This is a genomic window from Fimbriimonadaceae bacterium (assembly GCA_019638795.1).
Taxonomy (GTDB): Bacteria; Armatimonadota; Fimbriimonadia; order Fimbriimonadales; family Fimbriimonadaceae; genus JAHBTB01.
The window spans coordinates 110,364-130,693 of record JAHBTB010000003.1 but is presented as its reverse complement, the minus strand read 5'-3'; the positions used below and the strand labels follow the sequence as shown (position 1 = coordinate 130,693).

General features: G+C 64.6%; 18 protein-coding genes. 9 read left to right on the top strand and 9 right to left on the bottom strand.

Features of this window, described 5'->3' with window-relative positions:
- The first annotated feature begins 45 nt into the window (after nucleotides 1-45).
- From KF857_05590 to KF857_05575, 4 genes are read left to right on the top strand one after another with little or no spacing between them, the layout of a single operon-like run.
- Entirely contained in the window at nucleotides 46-1,137 is a 1,092-nt protein-coding gene (locus tag KF857_05590) for a GntR family transcriptional regulator (GenBank protein ID MBX3111466.1), read from the top strand.
- A gap of 44 nt (nucleotides 1,138-1,181) precedes the next feature.
- Nucleotides 1,182-2,051 carry a prepilin-type N-terminal cleavage/methylation domain-containing protein gene (locus KF857_05585; protein MBX3111465.1) on the top strand — a complete coding sequence of 290 codons (870 nt, stop codon included), beginning with the start codon at nucleotides 1,182-1,184 and terminating at the stop codon, nucleotides 2,049-2,051.
- 34 nt (nucleotides 2,052-2,085) lie between these two features.
- Nucleotides 2,086-2,265 carry a hypothetical protein gene (locus KF857_05580; GenBank protein MBX3111464.1) on the top strand — a complete coding sequence of 60 codons (180 nt, stop codon included), beginning with the start codon at nucleotides 2,086-2,088 and terminating at the stop codon, nucleotides 2,263-2,265.
- 49 nt (nucleotides 2,266-2,314) lie between these two features.
- Complete coding sequence (locus KF857_05575) at nucleotides 2,315-3,445, top strand: DUF4185 domain-containing protein (protein ID MBX3111463.1); 1,131 nt, start codon at nucleotides 2,315-2,317, stop codon at nucleotides 3,443-3,445.
- Nucleotides 3,446-3,473: 28 nt separating this feature from the next.
- Here KF857_05575 and KF857_05570 read toward each other — a convergent pair whose 3' ends face one another.
- Nucleotides 3,474-4,559: a DUF2961 domain-containing protein gene (locus KF857_05570; protein ID MBX3111462.1), complete on the bottom strand. Its 1,086-nt coding sequence runs from the start codon at nucleotides 4,557-4,559 to the stop codon at nucleotides 3,474-3,476.
- 119 nt (nucleotides 4,560-4,678) lie between these two features.
- Nucleotides 4,679-5,362 (bottom strand): hypothetical protein, encoded by a 684-nt coding sequence (locus tag KF857_05565; protein MBX3111461.1) that lies wholly within the window; start codon nucleotides 5,360-5,362, stop codon nucleotides 4,679-4,681.
- Between the two features lie 75 nt (nucleotides 5,363-5,437).
- Here KF857_05565 and KF857_05560 point away from each other — a divergent pair, with 75 nt between their 5' ends.
- Entirely contained in the window at nucleotides 5,438-6,607 is a 1,170-nt protein-coding gene (locus KF857_05560) for an esterase family protein (GenBank protein ID MBX3111460.1), read from the top strand.
- Here KF857_05560 and KF857_05555 read toward each other — a convergent pair.
- Both KF857_05555 and KF857_05550 read right to left on the bottom strand, forming a co-directional pair.
- Entirely contained in the window at nucleotides 6,604-7,143 is a 540-nt protein-coding gene (locus tag KF857_05555; GenBank protein ID MBX3111459.1) for a TlpA family protein disulfide reductase, read from the bottom strand. The genes KF857_05560 and KF857_05555 overlap by 4 nt on opposite strands.
- 33 nt (nucleotides 7,144-7,176) lie before the next feature.
- Entirely contained in the window at nucleotides 7,177-7,719 is a 543-nt protein-coding gene (locus KF857_05550) for an AAA family ATPase (GenBank protein MBX3111458.1), read from the bottom strand.
- A gap of 66 nt (nucleotides 7,720-7,785) precedes the next feature.
- On the opposite strand from KF857_05550, the gene KF857_05545 reads away from it, so the two are divergent.
- Nucleotides 7,786-8,658, top strand: a complete 873-nt coding sequence (locus KF857_05545) for a hypothetical protein (protein MBX3111457.1) — start codon at nucleotides 7,786-7,788, stop codon at nucleotides 8,656-8,658.
- Here KF857_05545 and thrB read toward each other — a convergent pair.
- From thrB to KF857_05525, 4 genes are all read right to left on the bottom strand, one after another.
- Nucleotides 8,648-9,565: a homoserine kinase gene (gene thrB, locus KF857_05540; GenBank protein ID MBX3111456.1), complete on the bottom strand. Its 918-nt coding sequence runs from the start codon at nucleotides 9,563-9,565 to the stop codon at nucleotides 8,648-8,650. The genes KF857_05545 and thrB overlap by 11 nt on opposite strands.
- Nucleotides 9,562-10,620, bottom strand: coding sequence for a threonine synthase (locus KF857_05535; GenBank protein MBX3111455.1), 1,059 nt, complete (start codon nucleotides 10,618-10,620; stop codon nucleotides 9,562-9,564). The genes thrB and KF857_05535 overlap by 4 nt, the downstream gene beginning before the upstream one ends.
- A gap of 56 nt (nucleotides 10,621-10,676) precedes the next feature.
- Nucleotides 10,677-13,673: a hypothetical protein gene (locus tag KF857_05530; protein MBX3111454.1), complete on the bottom strand. Its 2,997-nt coding sequence runs from the start codon at nucleotides 13,671-13,673 to the stop codon at nucleotides 10,677-10,679.
- Between the two features lie 63 nt (nucleotides 13,674-13,736).
- On the bottom strand, nucleotides 13,737-14,810 hold the full coding sequence (locus KF857_05525; protein MBX3111453.1) for a 3-deoxy-7-phosphoheptulonate synthase: 1,074 nt from the start codon (nucleotides 14,808-14,810) through the stop codon (nucleotides 13,737-13,739).
- Nucleotides 14,811-14,908: 98 nt separating this feature from the next.
- Between KF857_05525 and KF857_05520 the strand changes: the two genes are divergently transcribed.
- Together KF857_05520 and KF857_05515 are read left to right on the top strand one after the other, a co-directional pair.
- Entirely contained in the window at nucleotides 14,909-15,811 is a 903-nt protein-coding gene (locus KF857_05520) for a hypothetical protein (GenBank protein MBX3111452.1), read from the top strand.
- A gap of 124 nt (nucleotides 15,812-15,935) precedes the next feature.
- Nucleotides 15,936-16,853 carry a serine hydrolase gene (locus tag KF857_05515; GenBank protein ID MBX3111451.1) on the top strand — a complete coding sequence of 306 codons (918 nt, stop codon included), beginning with the start codon at nucleotides 15,936-15,938 and terminating at the stop codon, nucleotides 16,851-16,853.
- Here KF857_05515 and KF857_05510 read toward each other — a convergent pair.
- Nucleotides 16,850-18,280, bottom strand: a complete 1,431-nt coding sequence (locus KF857_05510; GenBank protein MBX3111450.1) for a DUF5009 domain-containing protein — start codon at nucleotides 18,278-18,280, stop codon at nucleotides 16,850-16,852. The genes KF857_05515 and KF857_05510 overlap by 4 nt on opposite strands.
- Nucleotides 18,281-18,387: 107 nt before the next feature.
- Here KF857_05510 and KF857_05505 point away from each other — a divergent pair, with 107 nt between their 5' ends.
- Nucleotides 18,388-20,328, top strand: a complete 1,941-nt coding sequence (locus KF857_05505; GenBank protein MBX3111449.1) for a homocysteine S-methyltransferase family protein — start codon at nucleotides 18,388-18,390, stop codon at nucleotides 20,326-20,328.
- The last annotated feature ends 2 nt before the right edge of the window (nucleotides 20,329-20,330 follow it).

Here is a 20,330-nt window from a genome sequence, read left to right as displayed (position 1 = left end):
AGGGAATATTTGCGTTTCCTGAGTTTTTGTCGTAAAATGACTTCCGTGCAGAGGGCAACCTGGCAAAAGATCGCGGACGAGATCGCGGCGCAGATCACGAGTGGTGCTCTGTTGCCGGGTGACCGGGTCGAGACGGAGGAGGCCTTGGCGGTCAGGCTGAGAGTGAGCCGGCACACCGCCCATCGGGCCCTGCACGAGTTGCAGGGCCAGGGTCTGATCACCCGCCAGCGACGGTGGGGAAGCGTCGTGGCAAGCCAGGCCCCGCGCAAGTCCAACCGCGTCGCCTACATCGTCGACTATGCGAACGTCAGGTTCCAGGGCGACTTGATGATGCACATCGAACACGCCTTGGACGAAGACGCGAGGCTGGTCGTCTCGACTTCCAAGGGTGACCCCGAGCGTGAGGCCGAGAACCTACGGCGTCTGGCGGGCGAAGTCGACGGCATCATCTGTTACCCCGCGGACGGCGACACCAACGCGGGTCTTTTCAACGAATTGAGCGACACCGGGTACCCCCTGGTGCTCATCGACCGTGCCCCGCGCGGTTGCGAGCACTTGGTCGTCCTGACCGACAACGTCGAAGCGAGCCGCCTGGCGGTGAAGAAACTCGTCAGCCGCGGCCACCGTCGCATCGCGTTCTTCGGCAGTAACAACGACCACGCCCAAAGCGTCCGCGAACGCTTTTTGGGCTATTCCGCCGCGATCGCGGAGGCCGACAAGCCGCGCAAATCGCTTGAGCGGTGGATCCAGTTGGCCCTCGACTATGACCCGGAGACGATGTTCCAGTCGGTGATCGACGCGCTCGTCGCCATGCGGGTGTCCGACGAGCCGCCCACCGCCGCCTTCTGCGTCCACGACCGCTTGGCCATGGGGATCAACGAGGCCTGCGAACAACTCAACCTGCAGATCGGTCGAGATTTCGAAGTGGCCACGTTCAACGACTACGGCCACGTGTTCCTTCGCCAGCACTGGCGCTTCCATCGGATCATCCAGCAGATGGACCTGATGAGCATCTCCGCGGTCAACCGCTTGAACGCGCTGATGCGCGGAGAGAAGATCGAACGCGGCCCGCTCCGCATCCCTGCCCAGTTTATTGAAGCCCACGAGACTGTGTCTCGACTCTCGTCGTCCAGCTGACCCCAGCCCTGTTCTCACGTCATCCTCAATTGGAAGTAGCAAAGATGCACCAAACCAGAAGAGCCTTCACGCTTATCGAACTGCTCGTCGTCATCGCGATCATCGCGATCCTCGCGGCGATCCTTTTCCCTGTTTTCGCCCAGGCGAAGACGGCGGCAAAGAAGACCCAAGACCTCAGCAACCTGAAGCAACTCGGCATTGCCGAAGCCCTGTACCTGTCGGACTACGACGACGTCTATCATGCGCCCGCGCACTACAACTCGCCGACGCCCAACGGCCCGCAGACCACGCTGTGGTACTTGATGATCAAGCCGTACACCAAGAACGTCCAGATGTTCCTCTCGCCCGCTTATGCGCAGCGCTGGGACAACCTTGACTGGCGGTGGAACTGGAACTGGGACCTGATGGTCAAGGAAGGCCTTGCCAAGCAGACCAACAGCGGTTACACCATCGACATCTCCTACGGTATCAACAACACCGAGGACCGCGGCTACACGGCCGGCACCTCGCTGTGGCATGACCAGTGCGGCGGCGTCCTCTCGGATTGGGGCGACGGGTCGTTTGGTAAGGGCCACTATGGCGTGAGCCGCCCCGACGGCATCAACACGAACGCGACGGCGGTCGCCCTCCCGGCGGACACCATCCTGTTCACGAACGCCATCTTCCACGACCTGTGGGCGGTCGACTCGAAGGACGTCGTCGTCAACGGCGCACTGCCGTGCGGCTTCACCGTCATCGGTTACTTCGACTCGACGACCACCGACCCGATCAAGGGCGGCGCGTTCAACGGCCAGATCAACATCACGTACACGGACACCCACGCCAAGTCGCGGAAGAAGTTCGCGGGCTGTGTGACGGACTGGACGATCCAGGACGACAAGGCCGACGATCCGATCCAGGCTTGCCGAGGCTAAGGAGAAGACCATCAAGAAACCTCTCCCAACACCCGTGATCGTCATTGTGGCGGTCATCATCGTCGGGGTGCTCGCGGCTATGCTCGTCAAGGGTGGTGGCGGCGAAACCACGATCGGCGACAAGAACACCTTGCCGCCCCAGTTGAAAGCCGCTTACGGGGTTTCTGACGGAAAATCCCCCACGTCGCAAAGCCAGAACCCGGGTCAACGGTAATGGCACCAGACGCCGGCCAGCTCGCCTGGCCGGCGTCCTTTTCTCCCCCATGTTCCTCACTGCCATCCTCACCACATTTGCGGCTGAGATCAAAGTCCTCGCCGTTGACAAAGTCTCTCAAGTGACCGGTCAGACCGACCGGCAACGCCAAAAACCCACCGACAGCCAGACCGAGAGCCGGTTCGGACTGCGCGGCACCGACTTGGGCGCCTCCTTTGAACATAACGGCAAACTCGTCTTCCTCTTTGGTGACACGTGGCCGACAGGCCCGAACACGCCAGACCGTCCGGTGGACGGCGACTCCATCGCTTACTCCAGCGACACCAACCCCGACAATGGTCTAAAGCTCGACTTCATCACCGCACCGGACGGCAAGTACGGCACCGTCAAGATCCCGGGGGTCAGTCTTGCCGGTTTCGAAGTGCCAAACGGCGGCTTCAGCCACGCCGGTTACATGTACGGCTTCTACACGACGGCCCACCGGTTTGAACAACGGGGCGTCGTGATGGGCCGGAGCGTCCTTGCCCGGTCGAAGGACGGCCTGAACTGGGTCAAGGTGCTGGACCTCTCCAGCAACCACTTCGTCAACGTCTCCCCCCAGATCGTCGACGCCTCAAAGCTCAAGGGCTTTCCGGTGAAACAGGGGAAGGTCCTTTTCATGTGGGCGAGCGGGGCCGAGTACCGGCGGAGCTCACCCAGACTGGCCTACGTGCCGCTCAAGGACGTCGACAAAAAGAGCGCCTATCGCTATTGGGACGGCAACGGATGGAGCCCGTCGGAAGACAACGCCAAGGCGTTGTTCGACCATCCCGTGGTCGGGGAGTTGTCTGTGGCGTGGAACCCGCAGTTGGGCCGCTACATCATGCTCTACAACAGCGACAAGCCCAGGGGCATCACGTTGCGCTCGGCCAAGACCCCGTGGGGGCCATGGTCAGACCCGACCATCGTCTTCGACCCCGACCGCGACGGCTACGGCAAGTTCATGCACATCAGTTGGAAGGTCAAGAAAGCCGACTCGGTGCATGACCCGGGCCGGGAGAACGACTATGGCGGAGAGTACGGGCCCTACATGATCCCGAAGTTCTTCAAGGGAACCCAGAAGAACGCCACGGTCTACTTCCTTATGTCGACGTGGAACCCGTACAACGTCGTCCTCATGAGGGCCCGACTGAGCCGCTGAGCCCCGCCGGGCCGCGACGCCCTCGGAATCAGATGATCTCGAGGTAGTCGCGGCTCGGCAGTTCGGGGAACGGGGCGGTCGGCAGGGTCTGGTACCAGTAGGCGACGCTGGCGATGTCGTCCTGAAGAGGAAGGTAGCGGCCGCCGCTCCGCCATCCCAGGGCTTGGATCGTCACCCGCAGGTCTTCTTCGAAGCGCACCGGGTCCATGATGTGCCATCGGTACATGCCGAACCGGGTGTTGGCCCGGTAAAGGCCGTCCGGCCGGATGACCTGGGGCAATCCGGCGTAGGGAGTGGTGAACTCGCGGTACCCGCCCCTTTCGATGCCTAAGTCGAAGTTGTACGACCCGCAGAAGTAGTCTTCTGTGCCCGTGCCGCAGATCGTGGGGAATTCCTTGTCCCCGTCCATGAAGAACTTGATCTCGCCCTCACCCCACCACTGGTTGTTGTTGACCTGCCAGGCCATGTAGGTGCCCACGTAGTGGCCCCGCCCCTTGACGCCTTCCAGGATGGTGTAGACCTCCTTGTAAGGCAGGGGGTTCGTGCGGCGGAACTGGGCGTGGAAGTAAGCGCAGTCTTCGGGGACCTCGGTCAGGGTGTAGTTGACCTGGTAGTACAGGGTCATCTGCTCGTCGGCGAGGTTGGTGACCGTGATCCGGCACCGCTTGCGGAAGGGCATTTCCCAGTAGCAGTTAAAGGCACTGCCCGGGTTGACACAAACGGGCAACGAGGTCACTTGGGCGTACTCTCCCCAGCCGCAGGCAAAGAAGTCTCCGATCGGGCATTCGACGGAGGGGTGTTCCTGCCCGTCCCAATAGATGCGGATGATCGTGTAGCGCCAATTGCCGGTCGGCGTGAGCCAAATTTGTTGGACCGCCCCCGGCCCCTCGATGTCCGCCATCACATGTTCGGACTTCGGTTCGATCCGGACAAACGGTGAAAGCTTCCAGCCGACGCCGAGGTCGCGGGCGCACCCGGCCGCCGGCCCGTCCGTCGACTTGCCCCCCTCGCCCTTGCCCCCCGTGAAGTTCTCCGGGCTGATACTCCGTGTTTTGGCGTCGGACAGCCGAGAGAGGTTCCCCAAATGCAATCCGAGTCCGTTGAATCCAGACATCACCTCCCATTCTGGCCGGTGGCGCCACGAATATGCCAGGGTTTCCTCTATTGTGTAGGGAATAGGGGTTTACCCCCGGTCATTCCCGCAATTTTGCGCGTCAGCAGGCCAGTTTGCTGTCAGCCGATGGCGGCGATGACTTCCGGATGGAGGGCGGCTGCCCAGACCTCGTACGATCCTGGAGACAGGTGCAGGAAGTCCGGGGCCGCGTCGACGGGCAGGGTCCCGTCAGGCCGCAGGAACAGCCCCGAAAAGTCGAGGAGCCTCACCCGTGGGCCGAAGTCGTGGCGGCGGAGCAACTCGTTGCACCGGTCGACTTGGACGCGCATCTTGCCGTCCGGTTCGTGGTCTCGCGGCAGTATCTCGTGAAGGAGCACCGGGGCGTCATGCTGGGCGGAAAGAAGTCTTTCGACGACCGCCACCACCCCTTGGTAGGTCTGCTCCCCGTCGCAAATGCCCCAGCCCACGTTGTTCGTCCCGATAAGGACGACGAACGCCTTCCACGGCACACCGAGGACTTCGCCGTTGTCAAACCGCCACAGGACGTTGTACGTCCCGTCACCTCCGATGCCGAAGTTGGCCGCGCCCAACGGGGCGAAGTAGGCGTCCCAGGCGGCGCGGCCGGTCGAGTCCCAACCCTCGGTGATCGAGTCGCCGATGAACGCGACCCCGTGCGGGCCGTTGATGGTGCGGCCCACGCATAAGACATGCCGTTCCTCCCACCCGAGGTCGTCAAGGCGGTCCACCGGAGTCGTGGCGGCATTGGGGAACTGGTGTAACGTCGCCATGGTCGGCCGGGGCATGGGCGGTGTTCTACCCGTTGGGCACTCGCTTCGACAGATGTCGTCGTGTCGTTTTGTGGGCGGTATGGTTGGAAAATGCTTGCCGCCCTCGCGATGGTCGCCATGAGTCACCAGGAACCGCCCTCTATCGCCGACATCCGGTCGCTGATCGCCCGCGAACCGTTCCAGGCCGCCGAGGCCGTCCGTCGGCGGTTCAGCACCCAAGACCTCGCGAAGGGCGCCGTCGCCGACGACTTCCTCGACTATGTCTTCGCGGTGCAGACGTCTGGCCGGTCGGTCACCGTCACCAGTCGTGGCAAGGCGGTGGTGACCCTCACCAACGTGGGGGGTGGGCTCCACATCGGGGCCGTCCACCTGGACGACGGGCAGGCCTTTCCCGCCCAGATCGAAGTGGACGGCAAGCCCCTTCGCACCGGGATCCAGGTGGAGGGTTACCGGGCAAACCCCTACCAGTCTGTCCCCAAGTCTGGGCTCAAGGGCGAACTCCGCGACATGGGTGAGCTCAGGAGCAAGACGTACCCGGGCACGACCAGGCGGTGGTACGTTTACCTGCCCCCAGGCTACGACAAGGCGACTGGCTACCCCCTTCTGGTGTGCCAGGACGCCCAGTGGGACAGGCAGTGGCAGTCGGCGTTCCTTGACAACTTAGCCGCCGCGGGCAAGATTCCGCCCGTGGTGGGCGTGTTCGTCGAGCCTGGCCAAGACAAGCCGGGGAACTACAGCGACCGCAGCCGTGAGTACGACGCCCTCGACAACAAGTACGTGACCTTCCTGGAAAGGGAAGTCCTTCCCGAAGTGGAGAAGCTGGTCGGGCTGAGCCACGATCCCGCCCGGCGGGCGCTTACGGGCAACAGCAGCGGGGGCATCTGTTCGTTCACCGCGTGTTGGGAGCGTCCCGACCTCTTCGGCACGGCGATCAGCTTCATCGGGAGCTTCGCCGACATCGCCAGCGGCCCGACCCTGGTGGAGGGCGGGCACAACTATCCGTTCCTTGTCCGCAAGTCCGAGGTCAAGCCGGTCCGCGTCTTCCTCCAGGACGGGGCGAATGACCTGGACAACGTCCACGGAAGCTGGTGGATCTGCAACCAACAGATGATGGCGGCCCTTCGCTGGAAGGGCTACGATTACGTCTGGGCGCCCGGGAACGGGTTCCACAGCACCAAGCACGCCCGCCGGGTCTTTGACCAAGCGTTGGTCTGGTGGCTTCATCACACGAAGCCCATCCAGGTCGGCTTCGTGGACTAGGCCCCGTGCTTCTTGCTGGCCGCGATGATCTGGCCGAGCTTTTCTGTGGTCAGCTTGTCCTCCGCCTGGCTGGGGAACCCTTGCCACCGGACCACTCCGTCGGGGGTGACCACGAGGACGTGGGGAATGCCAATGACCCCGACCTGCTTGGACATTGTTTTTGCCGCGTCGCTTGCGACGCTGTAGTCCATCGGCGTCTTCTCCATGAACTTCTTGATCGTGTCCACTGGTTCGTCACTGACGCCGATCACAACCAGGTCACCAGAGAACTTCTTGGCCCATTCGTTGAGTTCGGGGATCGTCTTGCGGCACGGTCCGCACCACGTCGCCCAAAAGTCGATGAGGACGACTTTCCCTTTGAGGTCCGGGTCGCCGTTCTTCACCCACTTGCCAAACTCGAACTTGGGAGCGGCCTTCCCCCGCAGGTCGTTGCTCGCATAGAGGGTCTTCTTGACCACGGGCGGATAGTCACCGTCCGACCAGGTGCAGGCCAGTCCGGCGACCAGCGCGACGCTGACGAGGGCGAGGCGTTTCATATCATTAGATTACCAAGAGTTTCGACGTTTGCATCAAAGGGCCTCGATCGCAGCGACCACGGCTCGGACGGCCACCTGGACGTCGCCACCCGAGTTGTCGTGGACAAGCCAGCCGTCTCGGCTTGACGCGGCAAAGTGTTGGGCCGTCACGTGGTGGATGATCGGGACGAGGGCCTGGGTGTCGAACGACTTGTTGGTCCGCTTCGCGTTGCGGTCAAGGGCGACGTCGGTGGGCACCTGGAGGCAGACCTTGAGGACGGGCCAACCGGCAAGGTGCTCGGCGACGACTTGGTCGAGCCTCGCCAGGTTACGGCAGTGGTCGATGAAGACAGTGAACCCGCCCTCTGAATAGACTTTCGCTACGGCGCACGTCGCGTGCTCGGCAAGCTGGAACTGGCGCTCTGTCTCGTCGCCCCAGTCCACCGACCCCGCATGCCCCTGGACCACCCAACTGTCCCGCATGTCGTCCACCGGGACGACCATCGTCCGGTCGAACTGCCTGGCAAGGGCGGCGCATAAGGTCGTCTTGCCCGCCGCCGGGGATCCGGTGACGAAGACGATCGGGCCTCTGGTCATGGTCGGTGACCATACCCGCGAAGTCCGGCGGGTGGGTGCCGGTACTATGAGTCGGCCATGTGGGCGATGGCAGTTGCTTTGGGATTGGGGCAGACCAAGCCGGCCGACGGTGACCTGACGCGTTTCCGGGCCGAGACGGTCATCGTCCTGAACGCCTTCCGGCAGCGGCTGGGCCTTGAGCCCGCACTGCCCGACGACCGTCTCGACGACGCGGCGACGTCCCACGCCCGGTATCTGGACGGGACGGGTCGGGTTTCGCACAGCGAATCCCGCGAAGTCACCGGTTTCCTTGGCGCCACGCCTCGCGACCGGGCCCGGCAGAAGGGCTTTGTGAAGCCCCTGGGCGAAGTCGTCACGACCATCGACGGCAAGGGGAGCGAGGCCTACCAGTCGGGTCTTGTCCGGCTCCTCCTGCAGCCCTACCATCGGATGCCGCTGTTCTCACCGGGCCCCCTGGTGATGGGCACTGGCCCGGGCAAGGGGTTCCTCGTCATTGACTATTCGCCGGGGAAGGCCAAGACTCTCCCGGCCAACCCCATCGTATTTCCGTTCGACGGCCAAGAAGGTGTGCCGCCCGCCGTGGTCGTGAACGAGATGCCCGACCCGCTGAGGTTGCACCCGGGCGCAGGAAAGCTGGTGGGGATGCCGATCACCGTCCAGTTCTACGGGCTGACTTCGTTTGCGTTTGTGGGGGCGCGCCTGACGACGCGGAAGGGGGAAGTGGTCGACATGTTGGTCAACCACCCCGGGAACGACAATGAGCTACGCCCCGGCGAGGTCGTGTGTATGCCGGCCCGGCCCTTGAAGTCCAAGACCGAGTACTCGTTCGAACTCGTGGTGAAGTCGGGCGAGAACAGGCAGACGACCCTCCGCACGGGTTTCACGACCGGTACCCCGGACGACGCGTGGACGGTGTTCGTCCTTGGCGTCAAGAAGTGACGCTGACCGAGCGTTCGAACGAGACGCCTTCCTGGGTGGTGTCCAGGACCCATGCACGAGCCTGGAGGCCGGCCTGCGCATAGGCCTCGACCATCGCCTGCCCGATCAGCCCGTGGTCTTTCCGGGCAAAGGCGATGATCCCCGGCCCGGCTCCGCTGAGACAACTGCCGACCGCCCCCTGCTGGCGCGCCGCCTCGATGGCGTCGGCGGCGCCGGGAATGTGGCCGAGCCGGTAGGGCTGGTGGATACGGTCTTCGAGGGCGATGCTGAGGAGGTCGTCGTCACCGTTGCGGAACGCTTGGAGGGCGAACATGGCCCGGCCCAGGTTGAAGATCGCGTCCTTGAGCGGCACCTCTTGGGGCAACGCGGCGCGGGCGACCGAGGTCGGGAAGTCAAAGTCGGGCACGCACACGACCACGCGCATCGGTTCAGTGAGGACGCTGCGCACGACAACGCCGCCGTCGTGGGGCATGATGAGCAGTAAGCCGCCGACGATCGCCGGGCCGACGTTGTCGCCGTGGCCCTCGATCTGCACCGAGCGGCGGAGGATCCGGTCGCGGTCGATGTCGCCCAAAAGGGCTTCGGCGAACGTGACCCCGGCGACGACGGCGGTCGAACTGGAGCCCAGCCCGCTCCCGCACGGCACCTCGGCGTGGCTGGTGAACTTTAGTCCGCGCTTAAGGTCGTCGTAACGCTTCCCCAACAAAGCCAGGGTCGTCTCGGCGACCAGGTTCGTCCGGTCGGTGGGCAGTCGGTCGGCGCCTTCGCCCGTGTTCTCGACCACGACTTCGCCGCGCGGCCCGGTCTCCTCGACGGTGAAAGTGTTCCACAGGTCCAGGGCCATTCCCATGCAGTCGAACCCCGGGCCGAGGTTCGCGGTGGTGGCCGGCACCCTGACCCTGATCATCCCGTGACCTCGCGCAAGAAGGCGTCGGTGGAGGCGTCGACGGTGACCGGTGCGGCCCGGCCCGTCATCGCGTTGTCAGGGTCCTTCATCCCGTGGCCGGTCAAGACGGTGACGACCGACTTGCCGTGGACATCGAGGGAACCCTCGGCCACAGCGGCGGCGAACCCGGCCAGTCCGGTCGCGGACGAAGGTTCGCAGAACACACCCTCATGTTCGGCCAATGTCCGGGCCATCCCGAGGATCGCCTCGTCACTGACCGACCGGACGTGGCCGCCAGATTCGCGGAACGCCTCGGCGGCTTCGGACCAGCGCGCGGGGTTGCCGATGCGTATCGCGGTGGCCACGGTCTGAGGGTCGTCGACCACGTGGCCGACCACCATGGGGGCCGACCCGGCCGCCTGGACGCCGACGACCACCGGGAGTCTAGTGGACCGGGCCGCGGCGAAGTCTTCGCGGAACCCCTTCCAATACGCGGTCGTGTTTCCCGCGTTGCCGACGGGTAGGCAGAGGACGTCTGGCGCGTCACCCAGTTGGTCGACGACCTCGAACGCCGCCGTCTTTTGCCCTTCGATGCGGGCGGGGTTCACGGAGTTAACCAGGCAAAGCGGAGCCCGGTCCGACGCCTCGCGCACAATGCGGAGGGCGTCGTCGAACGACCCTCGGATCTGGACGACCTGCGCCCCATAGGCGATGGCCCCGGCGAGTTTGCCCAAGGCGACTTTGCCTTCGGGGATCACGACGGCGCACTTCAACCCGGCCCGCGCGGCGTAGGCCGCCGCCGACGCGGCGGTGTTGCCCGTGCTGGCGCAGACGACGGTCGCCGCCCCCTCGTGGACAGCCTGAGTGACGGCGACGGTCATCCCCCGGTCTTTGAACGAACCGCTCGGATTGAGGCCTTCGAACTTGGCATACAAGTTGAAACCGCCCCCCATGAGCCGGGCGATCTTGGGCAAGGGGACCAGTGGAGTCTGGCCTTCAAGCAAGGTGACCGCCGCCGCGCCTGGAGCCAAGTCCAGGCGCGGGCGGAACTCTTCGACAATCCCTTTCCAGGCCATATCCGCGTCCTCTCTGCAGGCGCGACGTCGGGCCCGACAAGTGGATTATGGGGAATCTACGCGTTCACCTTGACGGACTTCTCCGCCTTCTGGCCATTGACGGTCAGGACGACTTTGTACTCCCCGGCCGGCACGTACGTCGGGCGACGGGCGGCGTAGGGGTCCTGTAGCGCCTCGTCCGGTGAGGTCGGTTTCTCCGGGGCCGTGAACGGGGCAAACCGGTCGCCCGCCTTGACCAGGGTCGAGACGGCGAAGAAGTTGATGCCGTTGTTGACTTCGACCTTCTTACTCGCGACGGCCTTACCGTCCTTGTCCACCAACTCAAGGGTCCCTTCGCCGCGGGCAGTCGACCACACCGTGACGTTAAGGTCGTGTTCGTTAGGCGTTCCCGCGCTGTAGGCCGGGTAACGGGAGTACGGCCAGTCCTTCTGGCCGGACAGGTTCCCCGCCTCATAGATGGTCAGGCCCTTGTCTTTGAAGGTCCCTTTGACGATCTCGTCCAGCCATTTGAGCTCGAGCTTGTAAACGCTCCGGGCATGGCTGGCGATGACGATCTCCCGTTCCCGGGACTGGACCGCCAAGTCGTGAACAGGCGTGTTGGGCAGGCCCGAGCCGAGGAACTGCCACGACATGCCCCGGTCGATGGAGACGTAGACGCCGTCGTCGTTACCGACGTACAGGACGTCGGCGTGGTCGGGGTCCTCGCGGACGGTGTTGACCGGCATGGAGGGAAGTCCGTCGGCGATGGACTTCCAAGACTTGCCATTGTCTTCGCTGACCCACACGTAAGGCGTCCAGTCGTCGTCGCGGTAGCCGTTTTGGCTGCAGTACAGGCGCCCGTCGACATGGACGCTGGCGGTGAGCCGCGTCACCCACTTGTCCTTGGCCGGGGTCGAGATGTCCTGCCAGGTGATCCCCCCGTCCGGCGTCGTCTTGACTGTCCCGTCGTCAGCCCCGACGTAGAGGCGTCCGAAGTGGAACTTGCTTTCGCTAATCTGGGTGAGGGTCGAGAACGGCACGTTCCCGTTCGGCAAGTCTTTGGTCAGGTCGCCGCTCAGGGTCTCCCAGCTCCGGCCTTGGTTCCACGACCGGTGCAGTTTCTGCGACCCGACGTAGATGACGTCGGGGTGGAACGGCGAGATGATGATCGGGGCCAGCCAGTTCCACCGCAGGGTCTCGCCTTGGCGGGGGCGCGGCTGGATGAACGCGCCCCGTCGCGAGCCCGAACCCAGTTCCAACCGCGAGAAGGCCCCGAACTGGGAGGCGGTGTAGAGAGTGTCACCGTCGCCACGCGGGTCGACGGCCACCTGGCTCCCGTCCCCGCCGCCGATCGACTTCCATTGGTCGGGGTCGCTGATCCCGGTGCGGTGGGTGCTCGGCCCCATCAGGGTGCCGTTGTCCTGAAGACCCCCGATGACGTTGTACGGCGTCTTGTTGTCGACCGCGATGGTGGTGAATTGGCCGACCGGGACACGGTTGACCGCCGTCCAGGTATCGCCGCCGTCCATGCTCATGCCGAAACCGCCGTCCTCGCCGACATACTGCCGCTTGGAGTCCTTGGGGTCGATCCACAGGGCATGGAAATCGACGTGGACCGTGCGTGCCGTCGTCTCCCATGTCTTGCCGCCGTCCTTTGACTTGTAGAGCAACGTGCCCGTCGCATAGAGGGTGTCCGGGTCGTTCGGGTCGACGACGGTGCTGTTGAAGTAGTAGCCGCCGAGGACCCCGACGTTGGCGGTCATCTTGGTCCACTTCTTGCCGCCGTCGTCGGAGCGCCACACTTGTGATCCCGCCTCAGCCAGGTCGAAGACTTTCTTGTTGGCCTTCAAGAACAGTTCGTTCAGGGCCTCTTGGCTGAGGGAACCGTCTTTGACTTTCTTGATGACGTCGTCCGGCTTCTCCGTCCTCGGTAGGTAGCGTTGGAGGAACGTCTTGAGGGTCGCGTCGGGGACTTGCTTGACCACGTCCCAGGGCGTCCGGAGGTACCGCTGGATGGTCAAGCGGCCCGGAGGCGTGAACTCGTCGATTTTGTCGGTCTCGGGGTCCGAGCCCATGTTCTCCATGAACACGTACACCCGGTCCGGCTTGCTCGGGGCGACGGCGATGCTGTAGCGGCCGCCGTCCCAACCGCTCGGCACACCGGTGACCTTGTCCCACGACTTGCCGCCGTTGGTCGTCTTATAGACCGCCGAACCCGGCCCAGACTCGCTGATGTCCCAGGCGCGCCGGTCGCGGTCCCATGCGCAGGCATAGACGACTTTGGGGTTGCGCGGGTCCATCGCCATGTCGTGGACGCCGGTCCAGTCATCGACCTTGAGCACGTGCTGCCAAGTCTTGCCACCGTCAGTGGTCTTGTAGACCCCGCGTTCGGAGTTCTGGCTGTAGAGGTGCCCCAAGACGGCGACCCAAACGGTGTCCGGGTGCTTGGGGTCGATGATGACCTTGCCGATGTGGTGGCTCTCGTCCAGGCCGGAGTGCCGCCACGTCTTGCCCCCGTCACGGCTGACGAACATCCCGGTCCCGGCGTAGCTGGTGCGCTGGCTGTTCACCTCGCCGGTACCGACCCAAATCGTCTTGCCGTCGGCGGTCACGTCAAACGCACCGATGCCATAGGAACTCTGGTCGTCGAAGATCGGCGTCCAGTTCAGGCCCGCCGCGTCGGTCCGCCAAAGACCGCCGGTCGCGTAGGCGACCAAGACGGTGTCTGGGGTCTTGGCGGGGACCTCGATGTGGATGATCCGGCCCCCCTGGTTCACGGGTCCGATCTGCTGCCAAGTGACGCCCCGGGTCTGTGTGTCGAGGACCATCTCTTGGCGCTGCGCCCAGGCCTTGGCCCGGAGGCTCGCCGGGCTGCCAATGACCGTCTTGTGGAGTTTGGCCCGCTGCTCCTTGGCATTGGTGCCGTCACGGTACTGTTCGCGTTCTTCAGCCTCGCGGCGGAGTTCCTCGTCAATCTCCCTTTGTTGTTCGGTGACTTGTTGTCCCCGGTCTTGGACATGCGGGGTCCCCAGCCCCGGCATGAGCGCGACGAGCACGAGTGCGGGAATCGTCATGGCGCGACCAGTATGTCCGTCGCCCCCGGCAAGATTGCTAGCGGTCGGGCGAGATATTGTCCGTCACTTGGCCGAAGCAAGGGACTCCAGCATCGCGTCGGTGGTGTCGAGCCCGACGCACCCGTCGGTGATGCTTTGGCCATAGACGAGGGTCTGGCCCTCGACGACGTCTTGGCGGCCGGCGACAAGGTTGCTTTCGACCATGACCCCGAGGACGGCCCGTGAGCCGGACTTGATTTGACCGACCACGTCGGCCAGCACTTCGGGCTGCCTGGCGGGGTCCTTGCCCGAATTGGCGTGGGAGCAGTCGATCATCACCCGCTCGGCCAAACCAGCCTTGCCCAGCGCCCGGCAGGCGTCGGCGACGTGGGAAGCCCCGTAGTTCGGGCCGGTCTTGCTGCCGCCGCGGAGGATGATGTGGCACGTGTCGTTGCCGGTGCTGCGGAAGTGGGCGGCGACACCGTCCTTGGTGGCGGACGCAAACCAATGCGGCTCTCGGGCCGCGATGACACCCTCGACTGCCGACGAGATCCTTCCGTCTGTCCCGTTCTTAAACCCCACCGGCATCGAAAGGCCACTGGCCAGTTCGCGGTGGGGCTGGGACTCGACCGTCCGGGCCCCGATGGCGCCCCACGTCACGAAGTCCGCGATGTATTGCGGGGCGATCATGTCCAGGAACTCGGTCGCACAGGGCAGGCCAAGGTCGGCCACGTCGCGGAGCAGGGTCCGGGCCTCACGCAGGCCTCTGTTGATCCGGTGGCTACCGTCCAGTTCCGGGTCGTTGATGAACCCTTTCCAACCTACCGTGGACCTCGGCTTCTCAAAGTACGTCCGCATGACGACGAACAGCTTGTCGGCGTACCGGTCGGCCCGCTCCTTGAGCCACTCGGCGTAGTCGCGGGCGGCCACCGGGTCGTGGATGCTGCACGGGCCGACGACGACCAAGAGACGGCGGTCTTCGCCCGAGACGATGGCGCGGGCCGTTTCGCGGCTTTGGGCGAGGAACGCGGTGTTCGACTCGCTGTTCGGCACCTCTTCCATCAGGATCGCCGGCGACACGAGCGGGCGGGTCGCGTCGATCCGCACGTCGTCGACACGGTTGGTCTGCTTGCCCCTGGTCGCGCTCCGATGGTCCATTTCAGCCAGGTTCAAAGTGTACCGGTTTGAACTTAGGCGTCCCGGTTCTTCGCGACAAACCAGGACATTGACGGGGACGACCAGATATCGTCCTCTCTATGCCGGAGTTGCCCGACATCGAGCTCTACCGCGACGCGATCGCCGAGCGTGTGGTCGGGTCGCCGCTTGTCGAGACCAAGTTCTTCAACCCGTTCGTTTTGCGCACGGTGACGCCGAAGGCGGCCGAACTGTCGGGGAAGGAGGTCACCGAAATCGGCCGGCTGGGCAAACGGGTGGTCATCCACGTCGAGGGTGGTCTCTGTTTGGTCGTGCACCTGATGGTCGCCGGACGCTTCTTGTGGGCGGCAGGCGAACCGAAGGTCCGTCAACCGGGCGGTCGGAACACGCTGGCGCTGTTCCAGTTCCCGGCGGGACACCTTCTGCTCACCGAAGCGGGGAGCAAGCGCCGGGCGTCCGTCCACGTCGTCAGAACGTCTGAACTGAGTTCTCTTGACCCCGGGGGCGTCGAGCCGCTCACTGCGACGCTGGAGGAGTTCCGGGCTGCCCTGACCCCCGAGAACCACACCGTCAAACGGGCTTTGACCAACCCGCGCTACGTGGCGGGCATTGGCAACGCCTACTCTGACGAGATCCTCCATGCCGCCCGGGTCTCCCCGGTCCGCCAGACGCGGCAGATGACGGACGCCGAATGGGTCGACCTGCACTTGGCGACTCAGTCCACCCTCGTCTACTGGCGCGACAAACTCCGTGCCGAACGGAAGGGAAAGTTTCCCGGCCGGGGCCAGGTCACCGCGTTCCGACCCGACTTCGCCGCCCACGGCAAGTTTGGGTGTCCATGCCCGGTCTGCGGCGACAAGATCGAGCGCATCCGCTACGCCGACAACGAGACGAACTACTGTCCGACGTGCCAGTGCGGCGGCAAGGTCCTTGCCGACCGCGCCCTTAGCCGCCTCTTGGGCCCCGACTGGGCCAAGAAGGTGGAGGCCCTCGACGAGGATTGACCGCCCCAAGCGCTCAATCCGGCTCCGGTCCGGCCAAACTGGACTTGATGAGACAGACTGAGACCTCCATGAATGGCACCGGACCGGGGCAGGAGGGGACCCGGTGATCCCAGGGGCCCTCGCCATGACGCTGACTGTCTTGCAGACCAAGAGCATCGACCTAGACCTGGCCTGCCGAGAAACGGTGGCGGCCGCCGCCAAGGCGTTCCCCGACGAGAAACTCGCCGAGGGTGACGTCGCCGTCACCGTCCACCACCTGGACCCGAAAACCAAGACTTGGGCCCACGGGGACTACCATGGCGCCGACTCGATGTACCCGGCGAGCGTCATCAAGTTCTTCTACCTGGTGTTCGCCGCCCATCAGCTGGAGCAGGGCAAGCTCAAGCTTAGCGACGAGGCGGCCCGGGCCGTGCACGACATGATCGTCGACTCCAACAACGACGCCACCGGCTATGTCGTGGACTGGCTGTGCGGCACGACCCCCGGGCCGGAGTTGCCCCCCGACGAACTCAAGAAGTGGGTGGCCAAACGGCAGGCGGTGAACAATTGGTACAAGAGCCTCCACTACACCGGCGTCAACGCCTGCAACCGCACCTTCAACGAGGGGCCTTACGGTCGTGAGTCGCAGATACTGGGCGAGAAACTGGAGAACCGGAACTCCTTGAACCCCAACGCCTGCGCCCGGCTGATGTCGGAACTGATGCTTGGAAAGATCGTCGGCCCGGAGCGCACGGCATGGGCACTCAAGGTGCTCAAGCGGGACGTGCCCGCCGACAAGGCCGACACCGACGGCCAGGCGCGAGGATTCACCGGGGCGGTGTTACCCAAGGGATCGACCCTGTACAGCAAGGCGGGGTGGGTGGACTCGAACCGACACGACGTCGCCGGCGTGGTCTTCCCCGACGGGCAGGAGTGGGTCGTCGCCGTCTTCACCAAGCGGGGCAAGAACGTGAAGCTCGTCTCGTGGGTGGTCGGTGACCTCTTCAAGCGTCTCGGTCTCCCGACGGTCACCCCGGCGCCATACGAAGCGGACCCCGACTAGGCGCGCAGGAAGAAGCCCCGCTTATTCGCGAAGATGCAGACGCGGCCCACGACCCAGCATTGGGCCGCGGCGTAGAGGACCAACCACCAGGGGTCGTAGTGGGTCTCGTTGCGCAGGTCGACCAGCCACTTGTCCAAACCCGTGGCCATGACGAGACCGATGACAAGGAGCGAGATCGCGATGTAGCCGAGCATCGGGTTCATCCCGGTGCCGGCGAGGAAGTCGCCGGTGCGCTTCCACCACCGTTGCCCTTCGACCTGGAGGAGCGCGAGCATCGCCCAGAAGGCCAGGCCGGCGGTGGTGAAAAAGTACGACGCGGTGGCGGTGTCCTTCCGGATGCCGCCGTTGTGGCTTTCAAAGAGGAGACCGATCAGGAGTAACACCGAGCCCCACGCGACCATGTCACGCTGGGCCCGGGGGACCGTCCTGGTGGCGTCGATCATCCACCAACACGCCAGGCACAGTCCCATCGCCCAGAAGAAGGTGGGGAGCAATTGCCGCGACAGCAACCCGGCGCAACAAATGACGGGAAGGGCGAGGCCAGTGAGACCGACCCAGACCTTGACCCACGGCTGGGTCTTGATCCCCTCGGCGTAGGGTTCCCAGGCTTTGAGAAGCATCTCGCCACAAAAAGTGCCCGGCAAGACGATCATCAAGTACTTGTTGTAATTGAAGTGATAGACGTACTTGAACCAGTCGAACGGCTCCCAGTCCCACACCCAGCGCGCGATACCCACGCCGTTCTGGCCGCACAAGTACGTGGCGAAGACCACCCCGATGATCGCCACCCGGGCCAGGGGCTTGGCCCGGGTGACCATCCAACAGATTCCGCCGCTCACCGCCACGTTGGCGAGGACCATCAGGATGATGTTGAAGCGCGACCAGTCCGGCCGCGGCGGGTTGTCGTAGGGAAGGAGGAACAGGAAGACCAAGCCGACGACAGCCCCGACCCAGAACAAGACTTGTTGCGTGCGCTTGGGGACGGAGTCCGGCCACCTCGCCCAGACCAGGAGCATCAGGCCGAAGCCGACCCACGACAGCACGTAGGGAAGTGGGGACTGGGCGTCCAGGGCCGACACGCCGGGTCGGAAGTGCTGCTCCACGATCGCGAAGGCGGCGAGGGCGACGCCGCGTTTGACCGTCCACCACAGAATCTGGCCGGTCGTCTCGCCACGTTTGAGCCGGTTCCCGATGGCGATGGGGATCGCGGCGCCGAGGCAAAAGAGAAAGAAGGGAAAAACGAGGTCGACCCAGGTGATGCCGTAGACTTGTTCATTGACCTGGCGGGTCGGGGGCGGCTCTTGGGCGTGGTACATCCATGCCGGCATGTCCCGGTAGGGGACCATCCCGCTCATGCCCATGCCCAACAGGGCCAAACCGCGCAGGGCGTCGAGGGCCTGCACCCGGCCAGCCTTGGGCTCTGCCATCACCGGCGGTTTTACCTGACGGCCGGTCCGGGCCCTTGGTGCGACGGTGCGTCGGCCAAACGACATTCGGCTGGTGGGCGGCAATGTGCCACGGTAGACTAACAAAGATGGGATCGACCTTCCTGGAGAGACTGGGTAAGCAAGTGCTTGTCTTTGACGGCGCGATGGGGACGCAACTCCAGGCGGCCGGCCTGGAAACGACCGATTTCTGCCTACCCTCTGGGTCGCATGACGACAAGGTGGCGGCCGCCGCCCGCCGTCTGGAAGGAAAGCCCCTGGAAGGGTGCAACGAAGTGCTCAACTTCACCCGACCGGACGTGGTCGCGGGCGTACACCGGGCCTACTTCGAGGCCGGGGCCGACATCGTCGAGACGAACACGTTTGGCTCGACGGCGGTCGTCCTGGCCGAATACGAGGTGCCGGAACTGGTCTATGAAATCACCCTTCCGGCGGCCCAAATCGCCCGGAAGGTCGCGGACGAGTTCAGCACGCCCGAGCGACCCCGGTTCGTGTGTGGCGCGGTCGGGCCGGGCACCCGGCTGGTCAGCTTGGGGCAGGCTACGTTCGACGAGGTCCGGCAAAGCTACTTCGACGCCTACCGCGCCCTGATCGACGGCGGCAGCGACCTCCTCTTGATCGAGACGATGCAGGACCTGCTCGTGGTCAAGGCCGCGCTGGTCGGGGCCACCGACGCCATGGAGGCGACCGGCAAACGGCTTCCCCTCCTTGTCCAAGTGACGATGGAGCAGACCGGCACGATGCTCCTTGGCAGCGAGATGGGTGCCGCCCTCAACATGCTTGAGGCGTTCCCCCAGGTCGTCGGCGTCGGGCTGAACTGTGCGACCGGCCCGGTCGAGATGGCGACCCACGTGCGGTTCCTGTCCCAGAACTCCACCCGGCCGATCAGTGTCCTTCCCAACGCGGGACTGCCCGTCATGGAGAAGGGGCATGCCGTCTACAAGCTGACCCCGGACGAACTGGCCGACCATCACGAGCGGTTCGTCGACGAGTTGGGTGTCGCCATGGTCGGGGGCTGCTGCGGCACCACGCCGGCGCACATTGAGGCGGTTTCAAGCCGCCTCTCGGGCAAGGGGCACACCGAAAAGGGTCACTGGCAGGCGGTGCGGGACGTCTTCCCGGGCTTCGATTTCGAGGTACGCCGACCGGAACAGGCCGAGGCGTTCAAGCTGGTCGGGTGCAGCAGTCTTTACCAGTTCCAGCCGTACAAACAGGACAGCAGTTTCCTGATCATCGGGGAGAAGACGAACGCCAACGGGAGCAAAGCCTTCCGCGAGATGCTCGCGGCAGAGAACTGGGAAGGCCTGACCGAGTTGGCCCGCGACCTGGAGGCCGAGGGCTCCCATGTCTTGGACGTCTGCACCGCATATGTCGGCCGCAAAGAGAGCCGCGACATGGCGACCCTCCTCAGTCACTACAACCGCCACATCCAGGTGCCCCTGATGGTGGACTCGACCGAGGTCGACGTCGTCGAGGTCGCGCTTCAGGGCGTGGCAGGTAAGCCGATCGTCAACTCGATCAACTTTGAGGACGGCGAGCGACGGACCGAGGCGGTGCTTCGGCTGTGCCGGCGGTACGGGGCCGCCGTCGTCGGCCTGACGATTGACGAAGACGGCATGGCCAAGACGGTCGAGCGCAAGGTGGAGGTCACCAAGCGCCTCGTCGACCACGTGAGGGCCGCCGGCCTCTGTGACCACGACCTGTTCGTCGACTGCCTGACGTTCACTTTGGGTTCCGGCGACGAAGAGTTCAGGGAGGCCGGTGTCGCGACCATCGAGGCGATCCGCGAGGTCAAGCGGCTCTTCCCCCGCGTCAACACGACGCTGGGTGTCTCAAACATCTCTTTCGGTCTGAAGCCGGCCGCCCGCGTCGTGTTGAACTCGGCGTTTCTCCATTACGCCTTGGAGGCGGGCCTGACCTCGGCCATCGTCCACTTCAGCAAGATCCTTCCCGACAGCCGGATCGGTGGCGATGTCTGGAAGATCGCCACCGACCTGGTCTTCGACCGTCGGGAGTACGCGCTGGCTTAGAG